This is a genomic window from Clostridium pasteurianum DSM 525 = ATCC 6013 (assembly GCF_000807255.1).
GTDB classification, from domain to species: Bacteria; Bacillota; Clostridia; order Clostridiales; family Clostridiaceae; genus Clostridium_I; species Clostridium_I pasteurianum.
On record NZ_CP009268.1, the window covers coordinates 654388 to 679231 of the forward strand.

The window sequence follows — 24844 nt, forward strand, 5'->3', positions numbered from 1 at the left end:
AAAAGGGAATGAATAAGCTAAATTATTCATTCCCTTTTAAAGTGCTTTAGTAACTAAATCATAGAAGATTATAATTTATATACAGTTTTCTGATTTTTTGATTTTTATTTTGTGTATTTGATTAAATCTTTAACTAAGTCTTGTACTGTAGTAGAAGGATTCATTTTAGATGGACAAAAAACACCATTTTGTTTATGATGTAATAAAAGAGATTCACTTCTCTGTATAGCTGTTTCCACAAAAGGATAAGTAATATCAAATATTTTATTTATGCTTTTATTATAGATTCCTCTATTAATGTTATTTTCTTTAAAATGAGAAGTTAACTTGGAATAATAGTCTGCTCTAGAAATAGATGATTCTAAATATTGAAAATGAAGTAATAACCATAGCTCAAAGCATTCATTTGACCATGCAATATTTAATCCTTCTTTTTTAGCCATTTCTATAGCTTCGTCAAAATCTGAATTATCATCTTTATCAAAAACAACCCAAACCTCACTGTAACTTCCTAAACTACGTTTTTTTATAGCTTCATTTACAAGAACTTTAGTAGATCTACCTGTACCTTCTATATTTAATGATATTTTATCAACAATGATTTTATTTCTAAATAAATTTTCAATTATTTGTTTTATATTTTTAAAATAATTGACCTCAGTTTCAGTACCTTCAGTTACAATTAAATAGTTTCCAGGACCAGTTATTTTAGTATATTCATTTCTAGGGCGTTTACGTCCGCCTCTATTTAGCTTTACCATTTTCTGTCCTCCACATATCGTAACCTCTTAATATAGGAACAGCACCATACTTACCTAAAAGATAATCTTTATTAAAGGATGCATCTTTTCTAACTTTTTTGTCATCAAATTTATACTCAATTAAAGAATAAAGATGTGAAGTAGCATTTTCATCTTTTTCTGCAAACCATATTTGATCTCTTCTAAATATATCTTTAGTTAGTGTATAATTATCATGAGTTGTATAAATAAGCTGAGCATTATTTTTATTTATAGATTCGTTATGAAACATAATTAGGATATACCTCAAAAGTAATGGATGAAGTTTTGAATCAAGCTCGTCAATAAATATAGGTATACCTAATTGAATTGACATCTTTAAAAAATAAAAAAGAGAAAACATCTTTTGAGTTCCACTAGATTCTTCAAAAAGAGGCATTTTATAGTAGTTTTTTCCGTCTTCTATTAAATGTTTTGTATAAATCTTATACTCAGATTTAAGAGTATTTTCATTTTTGTATTTTTCTATGATAATGCCATCTATATTAATATCTATAGCTTTTAAAAATGTAGTCAAATCCCTTTGATAATTTTTATCTTCAATATTAGGTGCATATACTTGAGTCAATGCAGTTTCAAATCCTAAATCACCATAATCTATAACAGCAAGTACTAAAAACCATTCAAAGACATCTTTAGCATAATCAATTTTAGCGTTTGATATTATAGAAAGAAACAAAGTTTTGTCTTCAACCATATTAATAAAATTATTGGAACCTTTTAATAACTTTAAATTACATTCAATGTCAGAACCTGATCTTTCAAATAGAGGAGTATATTTATCCTTGCTGTCAGTTTTTTTTATATACAACCATTCTTCATGAATTTTATAATTATCTAAAGAAAAACCATATTGATATTCATTGCCTTTATATATAAAGAACACTTCAAACTCTGCGGGAATATTTTTACTTTCAGTATCAAAAGCAAATCTTTTAACTGGAATTTCATCATTATCAGATGAATTTTTAAAAGATTCTCTTATCCAGGCTTTCATAAAACTAAAGGCCTTTATTACAGAACTTTTACCACTAGCATTTGCGCCATAAATGGCTGCAATCTTAATATATTTTTCATTCTTAATGTTTATGAGATTGTAAGGGTGTTCTGTAATAGAAGTGGCTGACATATCCAATGTAGTCATATCTCTAAAACTTTTAAAATTTTTAAAATTAAATTGTATTAACATTTTTCTCACATCCTTATTATTATAATACTATATTTATCTAAGACAATGAACACTTGTGAGAAATTTTCTCATATAGTATTTTTGACATATATATTTTATATATACATTATCCTAAATATTTTTAAGGTAGCTAGTGTAACTATGGCTAATGGTGGAGATAATATTGGAATATATATATCATTTTTTTTCAGTATAAGTGTAATTGACATACTGGCAATGTTGGAAATTTTTATATTAATATCTCAATAACTTTGTCATGACTATAGATTTAGTTATTTTGGTGATGATTTTAGAAGAAAGCACAAAGACTATAATTAAAGAAAGAGATATAATCAGTGTTTCGTTTATAAAGGCATTATCTTTAATAAGCATACGCAGAATATTATACTTCACAAATAATTTTACGATAAAACCATGAAATAGATATACAGCCATAGTTCTTGAACCCAAATTAGTAAAGAATAAATTTGAGTTAGGGATTAATACTAGTATGAATGTACATATGAATATGGCAAGAATATAAGTAAAAATTTTCATTAAGAAACCTGGTAAACCTGTACTATTTATCTGAGCATAGGAAAAGCTTCCATAAAACCATCTATAATCAATTCTGTATAAAATAAAACTTATTGGCAGCATACTCATAAGTAAAATAACTAGTGATAGAGGTTTTGAAATATAATGCTTAAGAACAATAATGTATTCTCTTTTAAAAAAGTATCCCATTAGAAAATAAGGAAAAAATGTTATGGTCCTAGATAAACTTAAGTAGTATCCAATATTGTTATCATAGCCTGCCATGAGAGAAATAATAACTGCTATTATAATTGAAAATCTAAGCTTTGAAAAGTATGGCAGAACTATATTCCATAGTAATAGTGAAAGAAGATACCAGGTAATCCAGTAGGGATAAACAAGGGTTATGGGAAAATTTTCAGCTTTAAGTATATAAATATTAAATAGGGAATACAGAAGTTGAAAAATTATGTAGGGTATGAGAATAGTATTTATTTTATAGATGATATTTTTATGACTGCCATTATTTTTTGAAAAATATCCTGATATAAAAGCAAAAAGTGGCATGTGAAAAGAGTATATAAAAGAATACAATAATTTAGCCTTTGGATAATTGCCTATTAGAGGTTCCACAACATGTCCCATTACAACTAGAGTAATTAGAATAAGTTTTAAGTTGTCAAAATAATAATCTCTTTGTTTTTCATAAATCATAATAATCTCCCCATATATTATTATTTAACCTGACTAACTTGGCGTAAGTCTCCCACGCACTCTGTACAGCCCTCACACAAAATCAAAAAAAGATTTTGGTTCTCTGCTTGCACTCTGTGAAAGTGATTCACACCAAATTAAAATTTGGGCTCTCTACTTGCACGCTGTACAGCCCTCACACAAAATCAAAAAGAAGATTTTGGTTCTCTGCTTTTCTTCAAGTGGAAGCTAAACGCCAAGTAAGCCATGCATTTGCAGTTCTAAAATTCAGATGGGGTAAAAGAATCCCCACCTGAATTAAGAACTTGCTTCAATTAGCATATTAAAGTATCTTTATATTTCAAATTATAATTAACAATTATGGATTAATTATAAAAACTTTATGTGATTTAGCTAAAGGAATAAGTAAAACTAAAAAGCATCATCATCATTAATAGTTAGAAAGTAGCTATGTAGCTATTATATATCTAGCTGTATTTTTGTTTGTATTTATGTATATCAAATTATGAAGAATTAGGACAAAGGTATATTCTGGGGAAACGTTCTTTTTGATATAATAAACTTGCAAAAGAGGAATGTTTCTTATGAATTTTATTATATTAGTGAAGTTATGTTATAAGAAATGCCCTTTTATAAATGGAAAATAACTCTTGACTTAGAGTTAACTTTAAGATGTATTATATTGATAAACACATTAATCACCAACTTGTGAAATATCAATGGTTTTTACTTAATGGTTGCTTTACTGCTATTAAATACGTACACAATATTAAAGGGGGAATTTATAAATGTTATACAGAAACTTCGGTAAAACTAATGAAAAGGTTTCAACACTTGGATTTGGGTGTATGAGACTTCCACTTATTCCAGGGGGAGATGCTACTAATATTGATGAAGAAAAATCTATAAAATTAATTCGCAGTGCCATTGATAAGGGGGTAAACTACATAGATACTGCCTATCCTTATCATGGAACAGGTATGGGTCATGGGGGTGCCAGTGAACCCTTTGTGGGAAGAGCCTTAAAGGATGGTTATAGAGAAAAAGTTAAATTAGCTACTAAACTTCCAAGCTGGCTTATAAATTCAAGAAGTGATATGGATAAATATTTGAATGAGCAGCTGGAAAGGCTTCAAACAGATCATATAGATTTTTATCTTGTACACTCCCTTAATCGTAAAGACTGGGACAGATTAAAGAAAAATGGTATTGATGAATTTTTGGATTCTGCATTAAAAGATGGTAGAATAAAATATGCAGGGTTTTCCTTCCATGATAAATTAGATCTTTTCAAGGAAATTGTAGATTACTATGATTGGTCTTTTTGTCAGATACAATATAACTATTTAGATGAAGAATTTCAGGCAGGAACAGAAGGACTTAAGTATGCAGCTGAAAGAGGTCTAGGAATTACAATAATGGAACCTCTTAGAGGAGGAAAGCTTGTTAATAATCTTCCTAGAGAAGCTAAGGAGGCCTTTAATGAAGCAGATATAAAGAGAACTCCTGCAGAGTGGGCATTGAAGTGGGTATGGAATCATCCGGAAGTATCAGTTATTTTAAGTGGTATGAATTCCATGGATCAGGTAGAAGAAAATATAAAGATAGCCAGTGAAACGGAAGCCGATTCTCTAACAGAGGGAGAATTAAAACTTATTGATAAAGTCAATAATATCATTAAAGGTAAAGTGAAAGTCAATTGTACTGCCTGTGGATACTGCATGCCTTGTCCAGCTGGAGTGAATATTCCAGGTTGTTTTAGTGCTTATAATAATTATGGCATGTTTGGAAAAGATGAAACCTATAATATTATGATCAGACGAAGAAATCAAGAGGCGTCTAATTGTGTAAAATGCGGAAAATGTGAAACTCATTGTCCACAGGGAATTTCCATACGTAAGGAACTAGAAAAGGTAAATGAAGTATTTGCATAGAATTTAGTAATAAATCTTATTTTGAAGGGATTTTGTCATAATCCCTTCATGTTTAGAAAAGCAGAGAGCCAAAATTTCAATTTTGTGCGAATCGCTTTCCCATAGTGCAAGAAGACTAAAATTTATTTAGTATTTGGTGGCATATAGAATAAAGTCAAGTGAAACAAAAAAACATATTGAGAGGTAAAGTATGAGGGTATTATATTACGATTGTTTTTGTGGAATAAGTGGAGATATGAATTTAGGAGCATTAATTGATTTAGGAGTAGACAAGAATTATATCATAAAAGAGCTTTTAAAGCTCAATTTGTCTTCTGAATATGAGATAGAGGTTAAAAAGGGTATTAAAAAGGGCATAACGGGAACTAAGGTAGATGTAATTTTAAAAAATCAGCAGGATCATCATAATAATATTGAAGAAACTCATCATCATGGGCATACTCATGGTGAAGCTTTAGTACATAATCATAGTGAAGATGCTGCATACTCTAATCAGAAATTAGAGGAGCACCATCACCATAATCATGAGGATAAAATTGGTCCTGATGGTGAAGCGGCATTATCATATAGTCATGCTGATAACTTAGAGCACAACCATGGAGAAACTCACCATAAATCACATCACCATCAGCATAGAAATCTAAAGGATATTGAAAATATAATAAAGGGAAGCACTTTAAATGAAAATGTAAAAGAGATGAGTCTTCATATGTTTATAAAAGTGGCAGAGGCAGAGGCACTGGTGCATGGCAAGTCACTGCAGGAAGTTCATTTTCACGAGGTAGGAGCTACGGATTCCATTGTAGATATAGTGGGAGCAGCTATAGCACTGGATTATCTGAAGGTGGATAAGATAATGGCTTCTACCGTTCAAGTAGGCGGAGGATTTGTAAAATGTGCTCATGGAGTCATGCCAGTGCCTGCACCGGCAACGGTAAATATATTAAAGCATATACCAATGAAAACCGGTATAGTTCCCTTTGAAACCACCACTCCTACAGGAGCAGCTATATTAGCTGCAAATGTTAAAGAGTTTACAGATAATATGGATTTTGTCATAGAAAAAACAGGCTATGGACTGGGAACCAGGGAACTGGACATTCCAAATGTTTTAAGAGTATATCTTGGGAATCTTAAAGGGAAAGATGAAGATATAGAAGAACAGTATTTACTGGAGACAAATATAGATGACATGAATCCAGAGTTATATGAATATGTGGAGGGGAAACTCTTTAACTCGGGAGCATTGGATGTATTTAAAACTCCTATTATCATGAAAAAAGGAAGACCGGCCATAAAGCTCAGTGTATTGGTAAGCCAGAAGAGAGAAAATCAGGTGCTGGATGTGGTGTTTAAAGAAACTACTTCTATTGGAATCAGAAAATTTAAAGTAGAAAAAACAATGCTCAATAGAGAATTTTCAAAGCTTAAAACCCGTTATGGAGAAGTGACAATTAAAAATTCCTATTATGAAGGTAAACTTGTAAAATACAAGGCAGAATATGAAGATTGCAAGAGACTGGCAGAGGAAAATAATGTACCTATTAGAGAAATCTATAGGTCTATTGATAAGGTTATAGATGAAGGTTAGAATAAAAGTACAAAGTTCAAAGAACAAATATCAAAATAAGTGTATAGTTTCAACTAATAAAAATCACAAAGGTAGAATTTAAAATAAAGAGAGAAGGGAGGTAATTTTATCAGAAACCCCATATATCAATATTTAACTGCTATTATATAACCAATTTAATATTATAAATTTAAATCAATAATTGCAGTTATGAGTGGGAATTCTGACTAAAATTGAGATCATGAATAAGGAAGACATAAAAAATCTATTGAAAGCCGTTAAAGATAATAAAATTCCAATAGATGAAGCTATGAAGACAATTGAAGACCTGCCCTTTAAAGATCTGGGTTTTGCAAAGATTGATAACCATAGAGAGATAAGAGTGGGATATCCTGAAGTTATATATTGTGCTGGAAAGACAATAGAGCAGGTAAAAAGTATTATTGAATTTATGCTTACTAAGGAAAATAATATTTTAGCCACCAGAGTAACTGAAGATATGTATAAGGCTGTAAGGGAAATATGCAAAGAGGTCAGCTACAATAAGCTTGCTAGAACGATGACTATTAAGAAAAGAGAAGAAAAGCTTACGGACAGCTATATTGTCATAGTTTCTGCAGGAACTTCTGATTTACCGGTGGTAGAAGAAGCTGCAGAAACTGCCATGATATTTGGAAACAGGGTAGAAAAAATTGTTGATGTAGGTGTGGCAGGTATTCACAGGCTGTTTTCAAAGCTAGATATTATAAGAGGGGCAAAGGTTGTAATTGTTGTGGCAGGCATGGAAGGGGCTCTTGCCAGTGTAGTGGGGGGCCTTGTAGATAAACCTGTTATAGCAGTTCCCACCAGTATTGGATATGGAGCAAACTTCAAGGGACTTTCAGCACTTTTATCAATGCTGAACAGCTGTGCCAGCGGAGTTACGGTAGTAAACATAGACAATGGTTTTGGTGCAGCCTACAATGCCAGTATTATAAATAAGTTATAAATTTTATATATTCAGTGTATAATTGGGTATTGTAAATTATGCTGGTTGCAGCGTTAAATATTCTTCCAGTGAATTAATACAGGAAATAAATAGGAAAGGAGAAGTTGGTCAAAACTGGCAACATTATAAGACTTGCAACTTATAGTAAAGTTATTAAATTCAGTAATTTTAGCAAGTGTTATAAAGTTTTGGCAACGAAAATTAGTTTGATTAAAAATGTTAAATGGATTTATTACGCAGTAGCAGTGGCAGTACTGCATATAATTGGTATAGCAATACTAGCCGTTTATGCCCGTGAGTATCCAGAGATGCTTGGTTTTGGATTCCTAGTATATACCTTGGGACTTAGGCACGCTTTTGATGCAGATCATATAGCTGCCATTGATAATACTGTACGTAAATTAGCTCAGCAAAAAGAGGAATCTAATGGTGTTGGATTTTTCTTTTCTCTAGGGCACTCTACTGTTGTATTTGTTATGGTGCTGATAACCACTTTTTCCATGAAATGGGCTCGGGGAAATATTCCACAGATAAAAGAGATTGGAAGTGTAATTGGTACTTCTGTATCCGGTGGATTCCTTCTACTCATAGGAATATTGAATTTATATATATGGTTTGACATCTATAAAATTTTTGTAACCACTAGAAAAGGCAAATACAATGAAGAAGAACTAGATAAGCTTCTTTTAAATAGGGGGTTAATATCACGTTTTGGAGGACCTCTTTATAAAATTATAAATAAGAGCTGGCATATTTATCCTCTTGGATTTCTCTTTGGATTAGGATTTGATACTGCCTCAGAAGTAGCCCTTTTGGCCATTTCTGTAAATGCTGCCAGTCAAGCAGTACCAGGAACACTTTTAATTGCACTGCCAATACTTTTTGCTGCAGGAATGAGTCTTATGGATACAGCAGATGGTATATTTATGACTAATGCCTATAGCTGGGCCTTTTCAACGCCTCTACGTAAAATATATTATAATCTGTCCGTTACAGGTATATCTGTAGTGGCAGCACTGTGTATAGGTTTTATTGAGCTGACTCAGATACTTGCACCTAAGCTTGGATTGACTAGTGGTATCTGGAAGTGGATAACTGATTTGGATTTTGGAAGTGTTGGTTATTTGCTGGTGGCACTGTTTGTACTTTCTTGGGGATTATCTTATTTTATATGGAAGAAACTGGACCTGGAATCTACTACAGGGCCAACGGTGTAAATTAAAAGGAACAGTCTCGCAATACATGTATCCATTGCGAGACTGTTTTTTCGTTGCCCTATTAAAATAATAGGTTTCCAAATTAGATGTTTATAAAGTATATAAAAATTTATACGATAATAATATCAAATGGAATTTATTATCAGCGAATTTTAGCTTTTTAGTATTGCAGGTGTACATATAAAATAGATTTTATAAGATTGAGTTGATAATGAAATTCAATTAATAAGATTAAATACATAAGGAGGAAATTTAAATGACATTTTTTAAGGATATGAATACGGGGAGAAGAATGTTTCTGACATTTTTATGCATAATAGTAGTAATTACTGGGGTTGGATCTTACAGCGTATATTCTTTGGGAAAAGTAAATTCAAATTCAGAAAAAATGTACAGTAATAATCTTCAAGGTGTACATGCACTTATGGATATGAAACAACAGACCATGAAGGCTCAAAGCAATATGCTTCAATTAGTTTATTTAAAAGATGAAAATAAGAAAGAAGATTTATTTAAAGATATTGAAAATAGTACAGAAGCAAACAATAAGGATATAAAAATATATAGTTCCATGTCTATGGATAGTGATGAAAAAAAATATTTTGACAATTTTATAAAGAGTGTTCAGGATTATAGAATAGCAAGGGATAAACTTACAAATGCGGTTAAAAATAATAATTATGAAGAAGCCGATGGATATTATAAGGATATGGATCAGTTGTGGCAGCCTATAGTTGACAATATAGATAATCTTATTAATATAAATACAAACAAGGCAAAAAGTGCCAACGAAGAAAATAAACAAGTATTTAGTTCTGCAAGAAATGCAATGACTATATTTATTATTGTAGATATACTTATAGCCGGAATTTTAGGAACACTTATTACAAGATATTTCTCTATATGTATAAATAAATTAAGAGGATATGCCAAAAGAATTGCTGGGTATGACTTTTCAACTCCGATAATTATATCCGGTAAGAATGAATTTGCAGAACTATCTCAGGATTTGAATATAGCACAGAAAAATGTAAAAAATCTTGTAAATACCATAATAGAAGATTCCCAGACTATGAGTGCCTCCAGTGAGCAGCTTACTGCCATGGTACAGGAATTAAATGCAAGTTTTGAAAACATAAATGACTCCTCAATAGAAATAAACAATGGAGTTCAGGAGAGCAGTGCTACATCGGAAGAAATTATGTCTTCTATAGAAGAAGTAGATGCAAGTATAAATCAGTTATCAGAAAAAGTTATGGAGGGTAGTAATAATGCCAATGAGGCTAAGAATAGAGCTACTGAAATGAAAATCCGGTGTGAAGAATCATCAAAATCCATAACTGATCTTCATAGAGAGAAAAATGAAAAAATATTAAAGGCCATTGAAGAGGGGAAAGTAGTGGAAGATATAGGCAAAATGTCAGATAGTATAGCTTCCATAGCAGAACAGATAAATCTTTTAGCTCTTAATGCAGCTATTGAAGCCGCTAGAGCAGGAGAACATGGAAGGGGTTTTGCAGTGGTAGCAGAAGAGGTAAGAAAACTGGCAGAGGAGTCTTCAAATTCCGTAAATAGTATAAAGGACACTATTGTAGGTGTTCAGAAGGCTTTTAAAAATCTTTCTGACAACAGCAGTGAGGTATTGAGATTTATAAATGAAGATATAGATAATCAATTTAAGGAATTTACAAAGATGGTGGAATCCTATTATAAGGATTCAAATTTTGTAAGTGGAATAACAGAGGAAGCAGCATCTATGACGGAGGAGATAACAGCTACAGTGACACAAGTAAGTATAGCAGTACAGAATATGGTTTTAAGTATGGAAACTTCTTCTGAAAATGTAGAAAAAATAGAACACAAAATGGTTGAAGTTACTAGTGGAGTAGAGCAGGTAGCAGTTACTTCAGAAAATCAGTCACAGATGGCACAGAATCTAAATGAAGTAATCCATAAATTTAAAATTTAAGCAGAGAAAAAAATAAGAAAGTGGCTGTTACACTAAAAAAATTAGTGCGACAGCCACTTTCCTTTGGAGTATAATTAAACTAATATGTTTTATTGGAAGGATGATTTGTATGACGGAAATGGCTAATAAAAGTTCTGGTAAATCAAATTACTATCTCATTGTAATAGTACTTGCCCTTACAACGCTGATGGCGGCAATAGATACTAATATAGTTAATATTGCCTTGCCTACTGTTGCAAAGTCTCTCAAGGCAAATTTTGCCAGTGTTCAGTGGATAGCTCTCAGTTATCTTTTGGCAGTAACTTCCCTCATTGTTGGAATAGGACGTATTGGGGATGTATTTGGAAAGAAAACTATTTTTATATTGGGGGTTATAATCTTTACCTTGGCATCTTTAATGTGTGGACTATCTACATCTTTGTATTTAATGGATGTCTGGCATTTTTTCAAACACCCAATAATGCATCTATAATATCCTCTGCAAAATCGGAAGAGAGAGGCCTTGCTTCAGCACTGCTTAATTTGTCACGTACTATAGGACAAACTACTGGAGCGGCACTAATGGGAGCTTTATTTTATTTTTTTACCAATACTAAATCCATAAGCAAGTCAGATCCCGCAAGTATTGTTTCTGGAATACATTATACTTTTCTTGTGGCAGGGGGAATTATAATAGGAGCTTTCATTATTTCAATGATTACTCTTTTCCCTAAAGTGAAACAACAAAAGAATAAATTGGTTAGAGAAAATATTAAGTTAAGATAATAATATAAATTGCTTCCTCATGATTCACATTTAGTGATATTGAGGAAGAATTTTTTTATGTTTAATATGTTTTTGTTTGTACTTAATATATTAAATACATTGGGGTGAATTTACTTTTTGATATTGTAATAAATAATTTATGTATCTTTGGAAAAATTATATATATATAATTTTATAAATGAGAGTTTAAGTTAGGAGATTAGCATATGAAAGAAAAATTAACATCATATCAATTTTTATCAATAATGTTTTTTGTGTCCTATGGAACTGCAAGCTTGTTTTTCCTAACTCCAGATGCTAAAAATGACATTTGGGTTGCATTATTGTTTTATGCATTGGTTTCTATAATTCTTCAAATGATCTATGTAAATCTTTTTAATAAATACCCTGAGGATTCTATAGTAACATATTTACCCAAAATATATGGCCAATATATTGGTTTTATTTTAAGTATTATATATATATGGTTTTTCGCCTATGATGCTGCCAGAGATTTGAGAGACTTTACTGAGCTTATATCATCTTTTTCACTTATGAGGATGCCTACATATGTAACAGCATCAGTTTTTACAATTGTCATTACCTATAGTGTTTATAAAGGAATTGAGAATATAGGAAGTATGGCACAGATGTGTCTTATAATTATGACATTTTCCAGTAGTATTATTTTTATATTATTATATATAACTGGACATACTTTAAAATTTTATAACTTGCTGCCTATTTTACATATGGACTTTATAGCATTGCTTTTCTATGTTTCCTTATGGTGAATATATAACTATGACTATGTTATATCCTTTTCTAATACAAAGAACTAAATTAAAAAAAATTGTTATTTCTACAGTAATTTTGGAAGTAATATTTCTTATATTGAATAGTATTTTGTTTATAGTAACTTTGGGATATGAATTTGCCATTTCCACTGATTATCCTTTGCTTGAAGCTCTTAGACTAGTGCATATTGGTGATTTTTTAAACAGGCTTGATACAATATTTGTAATAATTTTAACGTTAGGAGGATTTTTTAAAATATCTATACTTATGTATGCATCAGCACTAGGAATTTCACAGATGTTTAAGTTTAAAAATTGGGGACTTTTGTGTATCATATTAGGAGTATTTATAATAATTACATCATTGATAATGGCAAGAAATAATCCAGAACATTTAAATATTGGTTGGAATTTTATGGTGATATATATATCTATACCTCTTTATATTATTATTCCACTATTATCTCTTATAATTTATCATGTAAAAGGATTGATAAAAAAATAATTTTAAAAATAAATTTATACAAGCAGGAAAATATTATATTACTTGTTTTTAGACTTTTCATATTGCTTATTTAATGTAATACTTATAATTGTAGTTTTTTATCTATAGTTTGTGATAAAATATAAATTATGCAAAAGAAATGTATTCTAGATTATACATTTCTAAAGGAAAAAATGGCAAGGAGAAAAAAATGAGAAAGTTTAAGCATAATTATTATACTATAGTGGCTCTGATTGGAATAATACTTTCAGTTCTTTGGATCGTATTTATAAAGACGGAACCCTTTTCAGATTTTAAATATTATAATGAATTGGCAAAGCAAATAGCCGCAGGAGGTCAGTGGGGAGATACCTATACCTCAGTAGGATATTCAATAATTTTAGGATTTATATACAAAATATTTGGAAGCAGTATTATTACCGCCAAGATTTTTAATGTAATTTTAACTGCATTAAGTTACCTTATATTTTATAAATTAATAATGAAATTGCCTTTAAAGGATGAAGTACGTAAGATTGTATACTTGTTGTTTGTACTATTCCCAAGCAATATTTTTTATAATAGTATACTCTGTACAGAAATATTATTTACAACACTTTTTCTTTTAATTACATTGATATATTATAGCAATATTAACTATAAATATGTACTTATAGGTGCTTTGGTAGCAGTAAATTCTATGATAAAACCCTTTTTTATGGTATTTTTTCTAGCCATATTTCTAGTAGAACTCTTATCAAAGGTAAAATTTTCAAAGGTAGTAAAACACACTGCTGTAATATTTATCGTAAGCTTTATAGCTATTTCACCTTGGATATATAGAAATACAAAACTAATGGGACAATTCACCTTTATATCCAATAATGGCGGTATAGTTTTATACATAAACAATAATTCACAGAATGATTATGGGAGATGGATGGCTGCTGCTGATGTGGAAAATTCTGTTGTAAATACTGATGAATATAAAAAGGCAAATGCTACAGAAAAAAATAAAATGCTCAGCAATGCAGCTAAAAAATGGATAAAGAATAATCCAGGTAAGTTTATAGAACTAGGCTTTAAGAGATTATTCAACACATATTTTGTAGGAGATGATGTAATATATGCTCTTAACGGGGCCGGTCTTAGTAAAGGGTTAGAGTATGTTTTTATAAGTTATGCTAATATTGCAAGAAATATACTATTTATTCCTGCTATAATTTTAATAATCATAAGCAGTGTAAAAATAATTTTAAATCTCATTAGAAAAAATCCTATAGAATCCTTTACTCTTTATGGAATCATATGTTTTTATATGTTTGCATCAGTATATTTCATTACAGAGGGACAGGGAAGATATTCTTTTCCGGTTATATTTATAGCACTGTATTTCTTAACAGGATTGTTGGCGAAAATATGGTTTAAAGTTAGAAATTTAAATTTTATTAGTAAGTAGAAATTTATATAGGTATTTATCTGAAGATTAATGTAAGTTCTTTCGTACAGGATTTTATCCGATGACTACCAGATGTAATAATCCCATCGCACTCTGTACAGCCCTCACACAAAATCAAAGATTCTTGTTCTCTGCTTGCACACAGCGAAAGCGATTCACAGAAAATCAAAGATTTTTGTTCTCTGCTTTTCTACAAAGTGGGAGATAACGGCTGGTACGTCCCTGGATAACGATTTCCAGGTTTCAGCGGTGGTAAAAAACTCCACCTGAAACAAAGAACTCTATTTATAACAGATATAAAAAATTATAGGAGGTAGTATATGGAATTATTTAGAAGGATAAAAGTTGGAACCAAGATAATTGCAGCTTTTGCTGTTTCAGTATTATTAATTGCTCTTATAGGGATTATAGGGATGAGTTCTTTAGCTGTGTCAAGCAGAAATTCCCAGGATATGTATAGTAATACTCTTAGAAGTGTATATATACTTACAGATATGCAGCAAAATTTAACCCAAGTAAAATCAGATGTGCTTGAATTGATTGGTACAAGCAGTGGTAGTGAAAAAACTGCATTATTACAGAATATTAATGACCTTACTGAGATAAATGATGGATACATAAAAGAGTATTCTGGAATGCGTTTAATTGATAAGGAAAAGAATGAGTTTAATCAGTTTAATTCTGAGCTTCAAGACTTTAGAGTGGAAAAGGAAAAGTTATTAAAGCTTGTAAACTATGGAGATATGCAAGGTGCAGCAAACCAGTACAGGGAAATGGAAAGCAAATGGACACCTATGTTTAATTCCATTGATAAATTAGTGAATTTGGCTAATAATCATGCAAAAAACACCAATTCAGATAATTATAATATTTATAAAGGCGCCAGCAATACCATGCTTATACTTATTGTAGTTGGAATTGTTCTTGCTGTAGTTTTAGGCTTTGTAATTACAAGGACAATAATTGTATCACTGGGAAGAATAGGGGGATTTGCAGAGGAGTTAGCCCAGTATGATTTTTCAACATCAATAAATATAAAAGGTAAAGATGAATTTGCAAAAACTGCTGCTTCACTTAACAGGGCTCAAAGCAATGTAAGAGAGCTTATTAAGAGTATAATGGGTAATTCTCAGGATATGAATGCTTCCAGTGAAGAACTTTCTGCTATGGTTCAGGAACTGAATGCAAATTTTGAAAATATAAATTCATCTACAAAGGAAATAACCAGTGCTGTCCAAGAAACCAGTGCCTCTTCTGAAGAAATTAGTGCTTCCATTGAAGAAGTAGATGCCAGTATCAATCAGCTGTCAGAAAAAGCTATGGAGGGCAATAATATTACATCAAAGGCCAAGGAAAAGGCAATTGAAGTTCAGGATAAAGGTAGAAAATCTGGAGAAACCATACAAGGTATATATAATGAAAAGAGAAATAATATAGTAAAAGCTATTGAAGATGGAAAAGTAGTAGAAAATATAGGAGTAATGTCAGATACTATAGCAGGTATAGCAGACCAGATAAATCTTCTTGCCCTTAATGCAGCCATTGAAGCTGCAAGAGCAGGAGAACACGGAAGGGGCTTTGCAGTAGTTGCAGAGGAAGTGAGAAAATTGGCTGAACAATCCTCAGAGGCAGTTTCAGGTATAAAGGATACTATTTTAAAGGTACAGGAAGCCTTCAAAAATATTTCGGATAATAGTAATGATGTATTGAATTTTATCAATGAAGATATAAGTGGATATTTTAAAACTTTTGGAGATATGGGAAACCAGTATTATAATGATTCTAATTTCATAAGTGCTATGACTGACGAAATAGCTTCAATGACAGAAGAAATTACAGCAACTGTAGGACAAGTAACAGAAGCAGTGCAGAATACCGCAGTTATTGCAGAAAAATCTTCTAGTAATATAGAATCTATAGAACAGAGCATGAATGAAGCAGTGCAAGGTGTAAAGCAGGTAGCCACAACTTCCCAGAGTCAGGCGCAGCTTGCAGAAAAATTAAATGAAGTAGTACATAAATTTAAAATATAAACAGATTTCTTTGTTTCAGGTGGAGTTTTTTGTTTACTACCGTTGAAACTTGTAGGCAGAGTTCTAAGCATGGATATTTTCTATACTTAGAACTCGTTATTTTTTTGTAAGTCGTTATTCAGTAAAGCAGCAGAGCTTATATACAAATTTATAGAAAAGTAGAGAGCCAAAATTTAATATTTAAATTGTTTATCTATAAAATACCATAAAGTTTACAAATGAACAAACGATAAATTAAAATAAATACCTATTAAACATATTTGTATTAAAGAAATAATTTAAAAGGAGAAAAGATAATGAATTTACTGAAAAGGATAAAAGAAAAGATAAAATTAAAAACAAGATTAAAATTAAAGGTAAAAACAAAAATAGCCATGGGATTTCTTATTTTAGTTTTAATAGTTGGAATAATAGGAACTATAGGTATGAACTCTTTGAGAATAGCAAATTCAAATTCTGAAAATATGTATAGTGATAATCTAAGAAGTGTATATACACTGTCAGATTCTCAGGAAACTCTAGCAACTATTAACAGCAATATATTGCGATTAATATATGTAAAAGATTTTGGTATGAAGGCAAGCCTTTTAAAAAGCATTGAAAATGATATTGATATAAATAATTCTTACATAGCAGAATATGAAAAGCTCAGAAAAGGCAATGAGGAGCAAAACTTATTCAATGAATATAAATCACAGTTTAATGATTTTAATACAAAAAGAGAAGGAATAGTAACAAATATAGTAGAAGCTGTCAGGAATAATAATATTGATGAAGCCTCAACTCAATATGAACAGCTTTATACTGAATGGGAACCAATGTTTAATACTATTGGTAAGCTTGTAGACTTGAATGTAAATGAAGCAAAATTAGAAAATGAAAATAATAAAAATGTCCAAACCACTGCTAGCAATATTATGCTTATATTTATTATAATAGGAATTATTTCTGCAGTGATTTTGTCGTTAATTCTCATAAGAGAAATAACGAGACCACTTACAAGAATAAGATCCTTCGCAGAACGATTAGCTAAATATAATTTTTCTACACCAATAGTTATAAAGGGTACAGATGAGTTTTCACAGACAGGTGCTGCCCTTAATACAGCTCAGGAAAATGTAAAAAAGCTCATTAAAACCATTATAGATAAATCTCAGGATATGAATGCTGCCAGTGAAGAACTTTCCGCTATAGTGGAGGAGTTGAATGCCAATTTTGAAAATATAGTTTTATCCACAAAAGGTATAACAAGTGGAATTGAAGAAACCAGCACCTCATCGAAACAAATCAGTGCTTCTGTAGAGGAAGTAGATTCTAGAATAACGGAGCTTTCAGGAAAGGCCATGGAGGGAAGTAATAATGCAAGTAAATCTAAAAAAAGGGCAAGTGAGGTTCAAAATAAAGGTAAAGAATCCATAGAAGAAGTAGAAAAAATATATATTGAGAAGAAAGAGAAAATTGTAAAGGCAATTGAGGCGGGAAAGGTAGTAGAAAATATAAATGGTATGTCAGATACTATAGGATCTATAGCAGATCAGATAAATTTATTAGCTCTTAATGCAGCCATTGAGGCAGCAAGGGCAGGAGAACATGGAAGAGGCTTTGCAGTAGTGGCAGATGAAGTAAGAAAGCTGGCAGAGCAATCTTCAGAGGCAGTAACAGGGATAAAGGATACTATTTTACAGGTGCAGGAAGCCTTTAAAAATATCTCTCATAACAGTAGTGATATATTAAAATTTATAAATGACGATATACATTTACAATTTGAAACTTTTAGTACTATGGGAAATCAATACTATGATGACTCAAATTTTGTAAGTTCTATGTCAGAAAAGATAGCAGCTATGACAGATGAAATTACAGCTACTGTAGGTCAGGTAGGTGATGCAGTTATAGATATGACGGGAATTGCACAAAAGACCTCAGATGAAGTAAATGCAATACAATTGAGTATAGATGAAGCAACTCATGGAGTGGACCGGGTAGCAGAAACATCACAAAATCAGGCACAGCTTGTAGAAAAATTAAATGATATAATTCAGAAATTCACTATATAGATAAAAACACTGGAAAATTATAATGTATTTTTAAAATTTCCAGTGTTTTTTATTACTGAATCTAAATTAAAAAATTGTAATGAAATTCATTAAAAAATTTATCAGACAAATACAAATATTAATATTTGAAATAAAATTAAAGTTTATTGTAAATAGGATTATAATTTATTATAATACATATAATTATAAGTACGACAACTAAAATTTCTTACTAGTGGGAAAAGATGAAGGGAAAGCAAAGTATAAAGTTCAAAGAACAAATATCAGATTTAGAAAAGCTTCGTACTTTTTTCCTATGTTATAATAAAAATGCCCGACTGTTCTATACAAAAGAGGTGATGAGTCTATGGGAAAAATCAATTTAAAAAGCAAAAATTTACTAATAACAGTATTAACTGTAATTATTTTTATAATATTTTCAGCAGTTTTTATATCAAAATCCTATATTTATCAGGAAAAAAATTATATAGTAAGCAGGCTTAATAGAGAGGGAAAATTACAGAATTTCAATAGTAAAATCAGCCTAGGTCATTTAAAGATAATAGCTCATAGAGGTATTTCTAAGGATGAACCTGAAAACACCATTACAGCCATCAGAAGCTCTATAAAATATCCTGTAGATTATGCAGAAATTGATGTTCAGCTCACTAAAGACGGTGTGGTAGTTTTAATGCACGATAGGAATCTAAGAAGACTTACGGGAATAAACACCACTGTAGATAGATTGACTTATGATCAACTTCAAACTTTAAGAATACGAGAGCCCTTTAAAGCTCATTACAAGGCGGAAAGGATTCCAACACTGCAGGAGGTTATGAAGCTCACAAACAATAGAAGAAAACTCATGATAGAGATTAAGGATTATCACAATACTGAAGAGTTAACTACAAAAGTAGTAAATATGATAGAGCAAAATAATTTTGTAAATCAATGTATGATTCAGTCCACAAGTTACAGTGTGCTTAAGCAGGTGAAGGAGGAAAACCCAAAAATAATTACAGGTTATATAGCTTCAAGAAGATATGAGAGACTGCCTACGGTGGATGTGGATTTCTATAGTTTAAATGAGAAGTCTGTAACAGAGAATTTGGTAAAGAACATTCATGCAATGAATAAAAATGTATATGTATGGACTGTAAATGATGTAATAAATATGGATAAGATGATAGGTTTAAATGTAGATGGCATAATTACAGATAAATCCACTATATTATTAGATATCAAAAAAGCTAAAATTCGAAGTATATAGTATATAATTTAAAAGGATTTAATACCAACGGTTATTCTTGGTATTAAATTTTTTTTATATTGAAGCAAGTTCTTAATTCAGGTGGGGATTCTTTTACCTCATCTGAATTTTAGAACTGCAAATGCATGGCTTACTTGGCGTTGAGCTCCCACTTGAAGAAAAGCAGAGAACCAAAATCTTCTTTTTGATTTTGTGTGAATCGCTTTCACAGAGTGCAAGCAGAGAACCAAAATCTTCTTTTTGATTTTGTGTGAGGGCTGTACAGCGTGCAAGTAGAGAGCCCAAATTTTAATTTGGTGCGAGGACTGTACAAAGTGCGTTGGAGGCTTACGCCAAGTTAGTCAGGTTAAAATAAATATTTTGTGGGTATTTAATTTAAGATAGTTATGGGATGAGTTTTACAATAACTTTTTTGTTTAAGAAAATTTAATATGTATGTTACAAATCATTCAATATAATATATAAGAAATTGGATTGAAAAGCATTATATGTTATAATAATTATAGAGTTAGCTGTAAAGGACTAATCTTTTTACCTAAATTGAAAAGCATTATATGTTATAATAATTACTAAAAAATATTTATTTTACTAAAAATATTGTAAATTGGAGGACAATAATGAAAGCATTGAGAAAAGTTAAGGTGGGAAAAAAGCTAGGCGGGGCTTTTTTAATTATGTTATTATTAATTGTACTGGTGGGCATTATAGGTAATACTTATCTGAGAAGATCAAATTTGAATTCAGAGAATATGTATACTCAGAGATTACAGAGTATTCAGATGATGCTGGATACCCAGGAAAATCTGGCGGCAATAAACAGCAATATATTACAATTAATATATGTGAGAGATGACAGTAAAAAAGAAGACATATTAAAAAATACTCAGGAAAACATGGACATAAGCAAAGGATATATTAATACATATAGTAAACTTATATATAATAAAGAGGATAAAGCATTATTTTCTGAATATGAAACTCAAATGAAGGTCTTTACTGAAGAGGAAGAAAAACTTATAGCTTTAATTAATAATAAAAATTATGATGAAGCTATAATACAATATGAAAATTTTTATGATAAATGGAAACCTATGTTTAATAATATAGACAAAATAGTAAAATTAAATGTAAATTGGGCAAAACAAACTAATGAGGATAACCATCAGACCTATAGTGCTGCAAATTTGAAAGTTATAATAAGTATTATAGCAGGAGCCATTATAGCAACGGTTTTAGCTGTAATCTTAACTAAAGAAATACTAACTCCCCTTATAAAAATAAGAGGTTTGGCTGAAAGACTTTCACAGTATGATTTTTCAGAGGCCATACCTATAACTGGTAGAGATGAGTTTTCACAGACTGGAATAGCCCTTAATACAGCACAGAAAAATGTAAAAGAGCTTGTAAAACACATAATGGACAACTCCCAGGATATGTCTGCGGCCAGTGAAGAACTTTCTGCCATGACACAAGAGGTTATTGCAAGTTTTGAAAATATAGATGCGGCTACTAAAGAAGTAACGGGATCAGTTCAGGAAACCAGTGCTGCTTCAGAAGAAATAAGTGCATCCATTCAGGAAGTAGATGCAAGCATTAATCAGTTATCGGAAAAATGTATGGAAGGCAGTAATAATGTAGCACAGGCCAAGGAAAAATCCCAGCAGGTACAAATTAAAGGAAATCAATCAGTGCAAGCTGTAAGAAAGATATATGAAGAAAAAAGAATTAATATATTGAGGGCCATTGAAGATGCAAAGGTAGTAGAGAATATAGAAGTAACTTCTGATACTATAGCGGATATAGCTGAGCAGATAAATCTATTAGCTCTTAATGCAGCTATTGAAGCAGCAAGAGCTGGGGAACATGGAAAGGGATTTGCCGTAGTGGCTGAAGAAGTAAGAAAGCTGGCAGAGCAGTCTTCTCAGGCAGTAGCAGGGATAAAGGATACCACTTCAAAAGTTCAGACAGCCTGTAAAAACCTTTCAGACAATGGCAATGATGTACTTAAATTTATAAATGAAGATGTAAATTCCCAATTTGAAGAGTTTTTAAATATGGCAAATGAATACTATAACGATTCAAACTTTATAAGTTCTATTAATGAAGAAATAGCAGCTATGACAGAGGAAATAACTGCTACAGTGGGACAAGTGGCTGAGGCCATACAGAATACAGCTGTCATAGCTGAAAAATCCTCTGGAAGTATGGAAACCATTAAGTCCAATATGAATGATGCAACTCAAGGAGTAGAACAAGTGGCTAAAACTTCTGAGAATCAGGCGGAACTGGCACAAAAACTCAATGAAATAGTACAGAAGTTTAGAATATAAACTATAATTCACTCTATATTAGATATCGTGGGAAAAGCTTTTAGAAGTTATTAAGCTTATAAGATATTGATATAGAGTTTTTTTATTTGACAAAAATTAATAATTTATATATTATTATATTAATTGTTAACTGTATTTATATATATGGTTTACGAAAAGCAGTGCATACATTTAATTTGATAATTGAAGCAAGTTCTTAATTCAGGTAGGGATTCTTTTACGCTATCTGAATTTTAGAACTGCAAATGCATGGCTTACTTGGCGTCGAACTCCCACTTGAAGAGTTGGAGACTTACGCCAAGTTAGTCAGGTTAAAATTTATTTTAAAATATAATCAGGCGGAGGGGAATATATGGATAATATAATTTCAAAATTGGAGAAAAAGATAAATGAAGGACAACTGATAAACTATGAAGAGGCTTTGGAACTGGCAAAAACTGAAGATTTTAAAGAGCTCATAACTGCGGCAGATAGAATAAGGGATAAATTCAATGGTAAAGTTGTAGATATATGTTCCATAATGAATGCTAAATCTGGTAAGTGTACTGAGGACTGTAAGTACTGTGCTCAATCTGCTCACTACAAGACAAATGTACAGGAATATGATCTGGTAGGGGAAGAAGAGGCTGTTAAGCTTGCAAAAGAAAATGAAAGCTGTGGTGTAAACAGATTTTCACTGGTTACCAGTGGAAGAGCTCTCACAGGAGAGGAGTTTAAAAGAGCAATAAAAATATACAGTACCCTGAGAGATGAAGTAAAGATGGATCTCTGTGCTTCTCTTGGAATCATAACTGAAGAACAGCTGGAAGAATTAAAGGGAACGGGCATAACTATGTATCATCACAATCTGGAAACCAGTCGGGATTACTACGGTAAAATATGCACAACTCACAGCTATGAGGAGAGAATAGAAACTATAGAAGCGGCAAAAAAAGCGGGCCTTAGGGTGTGCTCCGGTGGAATTATAGGTATGGGAGAAACTATAGAGGATAGAATAAAAATGGCTATGGAGCTTCAAAAACTTCAGGTATACTCCATTCCAGTAAATGTATTGAATCCAGTAAAGGGTACTCCTCTTGAAGATGCAAAGTCCCTTACAGATGAAGAGATACTTAGAACCATAGCAGTATTTAGATTTATAAATCCAAAAAGTCAAATAAGACTGGCAGGAGGAAGAAGTCTTATAGCTAAAGAGGGACAAGACTGCCTTAGAGCAGGAGCCAATGCCACTATTTCAGGAAACTATCTTACTACTGTGGGAAATAAAATTGAAGACGATATAAAGATGATAAAGGAAGTTGGCATGGAAGTAGTCTAAACTTCCATGTCATTCATAGTTACGATTTTTTTTCTGTAAGAATAACTTTATATAATGGGTTATAAGGGCTGCCAGGGGAATTAGTATTACAAACTGGGGAAAAATATATTTTAAGCCTATATTCCATCCTATATTTAAATGTTCTGGATTATCTCTTGCCATTATAAGTGAAGTAATTAGTATCAGGACTCCTAGTATACTGCAGAGTATTCCCCAATGCTTAAAATTGAACAGCTGTTCAATTCCAAGAGCTGCTGCATATATGAGTATGGATATCTTAAAAAATCCTCCCAGCGTTAAAACCACCAGAAATATTATGTCCAATCTATTTAAAAAATCTCCAATGTGTATCCATCTAAGGGTTTCAAGAAGAGGATAGTCATTGGTGTTGGCAAATTCGAAGCCTAAAGTTACTATAAATAAAATATTGTTTACAGCTAAAAATAGTCCCTCTAGAATTGAGGAGAAAATTACAGCTTTTCTCAATTTGCTCCTTTGGAGTACAAAGGGATAGAACATAGTCATGACTACAAATTCTCCATAGGGAAACATACTGAGTTTCCAGCCACTTGTAACTAGGGATACAAAGCCACTGTGTATAATTGGTAATATACTTTGTATTCTAATATTGGGGTCTGTAATATAAGCAAGTAACAAAATGCAAAAAGAGGAAAATGCAACAATTAGAAAAGCTATCTGTGCCATATTTCCTATGTTTTCAATCCCCTTGTAGACATTATATATAATTGCTGTGACAAAAACTGCTCCAGTTATATACATAGGCAGTCTTATGAGAGAAAAAGAGGCTGTAAGTTCTATGAAATCCCTTAAATCTCTTGAGGCATCATAGGCAAAAAACCATATATACAATATGCTTAAAATGAATCCTATGTATTTTCCAAATATTTTTGGCAAATAAGTTACTGGAGAATCATTGGGATATTTGTTAAACAGACTTATGTAGATCATCTGAATGGGTATGGAAACCAAAGAATAAAATATCAATGCAATCCACACATCATTTTTTGTATCTGATGCCATAAAAAATAAGCTTGCAGTTCCATAGGGAACTAAAAACATCAATATTAAAAATTCATAGGAAGTTATTTTTTCCTTCATGGCATCATTTCCTCCTTGTATCCCTTATTTATTATCAACATTGTTGTTATTAATCTCATTAATGTAAATTCAAGATTATTATTCCACAAAAGGATGAAGTTTATTAATTTTTAAATTGATATTTTAAAAATGATATTGAAGCTCAAAATATAGAACACTAAAACATTTCTGGTTTTACAATAAAAAACCAGCTAAATTAATTATTCTATAAATTTTATAAATATTTTTATGGAATTAATAAATTAATATGTAGATTTTTATAGAATACTGTGGTTGGTATTTATAATTAAACTATAGAACATTAGAAATGTGCTTTCTAATGTTTTAGTTTGTTACTAATAAAATTGGAGGAAAAAA

At 31.2% G+C, this 24844-nt stretch carries 17 protein-coding genes and 1 pseudogene; 14 read left to right on the forward strand and 4 right to left on the reverse strand.

All coding sequences use genetic code 11. From position 1 onward, the window contains the following. Nucleotides 1–104 precede the first annotated feature (104 nt). The 3 genes from CLPA_RS02915 to CLPA_RS02925 all read right to left on the reverse strand — a co-directional run bounded on the left by CLPA_RS02915 (nucleotide 105) and on the right by CLPA_RS02925 (nucleotide 3219). Nucleotides 105–761 carry an RloB family protein gene (locus CLPA_RS02915; protein ID WP_004455329.1) on the reverse strand — a complete coding sequence of 219 codons (657 nt, stop codon included), beginning with the start codon at nucleotides 759–761 and terminating at the stop codon, nucleotides 105–107. Next, nucleotides 745–1989: an AAA family ATPase gene (locus tag CLPA_RS02920; protein WP_004455331.1), complete on the reverse strand. Its 1245-nt coding sequence runs from the start codon at nucleotides 1987–1989 to the stop codon at nucleotides 745–747. The genes CLPA_RS02915 and CLPA_RS02920 overlap by 17 nt, the downstream gene beginning before the upstream one ends. Before the next feature lie 234 nt (nucleotides 1990–2223). Beyond that, the gene (locus tag CLPA_RS02925) at nucleotides 2224–3219 is read right to left on the reverse strand and encodes an acyltransferase family protein (protein WP_004455332.1); all 996 of its coding nucleotides are present in this window, start codon (nucleotides 3217–3219) and stop codon (nucleotides 2224–2226) included. 788 nt (nucleotides 3220–4007) lie between these two features. Here CLPA_RS02925 and CLPA_RS02930 point away from each other — a divergent pair. The 14 genes and pseudogenes from CLPA_RS02930 to bioB all read left to right on the forward strand — a co-directional run bounded on the left by CLPA_RS02930 (nucleotide 4008) and on the right by bioB (nucleotide 23368). Then, entirely contained in the window at nucleotides 4008–5153 is a 1146-nt protein-coding gene (locus CLPA_RS02930) for an aldo/keto reductase (RefSeq protein WP_004455333.1), read from the forward strand. Between the two features lie 190 nt (nucleotides 5154–5343). After that, on the forward strand, nucleotides 5344–6744 hold the full coding sequence (gene larC, locus CLPA_RS02935; protein ID WP_004455340.1) for a nickel pincer cofactor biosynthesis protein LarC: 1401 nt from the start codon (nucleotides 5344–5346) through the stop codon (nucleotides 6742–6744). Nucleotides 6745–6964: 220 nt separating this feature from the next. Next, complete coding sequence (gene larB / locus CLPA_RS02940) at nucleotides 6965–7711, forward strand: nickel pincer cofactor biosynthesis protein LarB (RefSeq protein WP_004455344.1); 747 nt, start codon at nucleotides 6965–6967, stop codon at nucleotides 7709–7711. Between the two features lie 206 nt (nucleotides 7712–7917). Further along, a complete protein-coding gene (locus tag CLPA_RS02945; protein ID WP_143756643.1) occupies nucleotides 7918–8928 on the forward strand; it encodes a HoxN/HupN/NixA family nickel/cobalt transporter in 1011 nt (336 codons plus the stop codon). Between the two features lie 256 nt (nucleotides 8929–9184). After that, nucleotides 9185–10897, forward strand: a complete 1713-nt coding sequence (locus tag CLPA_RS02950; RefSeq protein WP_004455352.1) for a methyl-accepting chemotaxis protein — start codon at nucleotides 9185–9187, stop codon at nucleotides 10895–10897. 187 nt (nucleotides 10898–11084) lie between these two features. Then, nucleotides 11085–11662 (forward strand): annotated as a pseudogene (locus CLPA_RS21975) (MFS transporter). Between the two features lie 206 nt (nucleotides 11663–11868). Then, nucleotides 11869–12435, forward strand: coding sequence for a GerAB/ArcD/ProY family transporter (locus CLPA_RS21980; protein WP_004455355.1), 567 nt, complete (start codon nucleotides 11869–11871; stop codon nucleotides 12433–12435). Between the two features lie 10 nt (nucleotides 12436–12445). Next, nucleotides 12446–12943, forward strand: coding sequence for a GerAB/ArcD/ProY family transporter (locus tag CLPA_RS21985; protein WP_004455356.1), 498 nt, complete (start codon nucleotides 12446–12448; stop codon nucleotides 12941–12943). Between the two features lie 190 nt (nucleotides 12944–13133). Continuing rightward, nucleotides 13134–14381 (forward strand): ArnT family glycosyltransferase, encoded by a 1248-nt coding sequence (locus tag CLPA_RS02970; RefSeq protein WP_004455358.1) that lies wholly within the window; start codon nucleotides 13134–13136, stop codon nucleotides 14379–14381. 320 nt (nucleotides 14382–14701) lie between these two features. After that, complete coding sequence (locus CLPA_RS02975; RefSeq protein WP_004455360.1) at nucleotides 14702–16414, forward strand: methyl-accepting chemotaxis protein; 1713 nt, start codon at nucleotides 14702–14704, stop codon at nucleotides 16412–16414. Between the two features lie 296 nt (nucleotides 16415–16710). Beyond that, nucleotides 16711–18471 carry a methyl-accepting chemotaxis protein gene (locus CLPA_RS02980; protein WP_004455362.1) on the forward strand — a complete coding sequence of 587 codons (1761 nt, stop codon included), beginning with the start codon at nucleotides 16711–16713 and terminating at the stop codon, nucleotides 18469–18471. 346 nt (nucleotides 18472–18817) lie between these two features. Further along, nucleotides 18818–19720, forward strand: a complete 903-nt coding sequence (locus CLPA_RS02985; RefSeq protein ID WP_004455363.1) for a glycerophosphodiester phosphodiesterase — start codon at nucleotides 18818–18820, stop codon at nucleotides 19718–19720. Between the two features lie 617 nt (nucleotides 19721–20337). Further along, complete coding sequence (locus CLPA_RS02990) at nucleotides 20338–22050, forward strand: methyl-accepting chemotaxis protein (protein ID WP_004455365.1); 1713 nt, start codon at nucleotides 20338–20340, stop codon at nucleotides 22048–22050. Nucleotides 22051–22402: 352 nt separating this feature from the next. After that, nucleotides 22403–23368, forward strand: coding sequence for a biotin synthase BioB (bioB, locus tag CLPA_RS02995; RefSeq protein ID WP_004455366.1), 966 nt, complete (start codon nucleotides 22403–22405; stop codon nucleotides 23366–23368). A gap of 9 nt (nucleotides 23369–23377) precedes the next feature. Here bioB and CLPA_RS03000 read toward each other — a convergent pair whose 3' ends face one another. After that, complete coding sequence (locus CLPA_RS03000) at nucleotides 23378–24487, reverse strand: GerAB/ArcD/ProY family transporter (RefSeq protein ID WP_004455367.1); 1110 nt, start codon at nucleotides 24485–24487, stop codon at nucleotides 23378–23380. Nucleotides 24488–24844 lie beyond the last annotated feature (357 nt).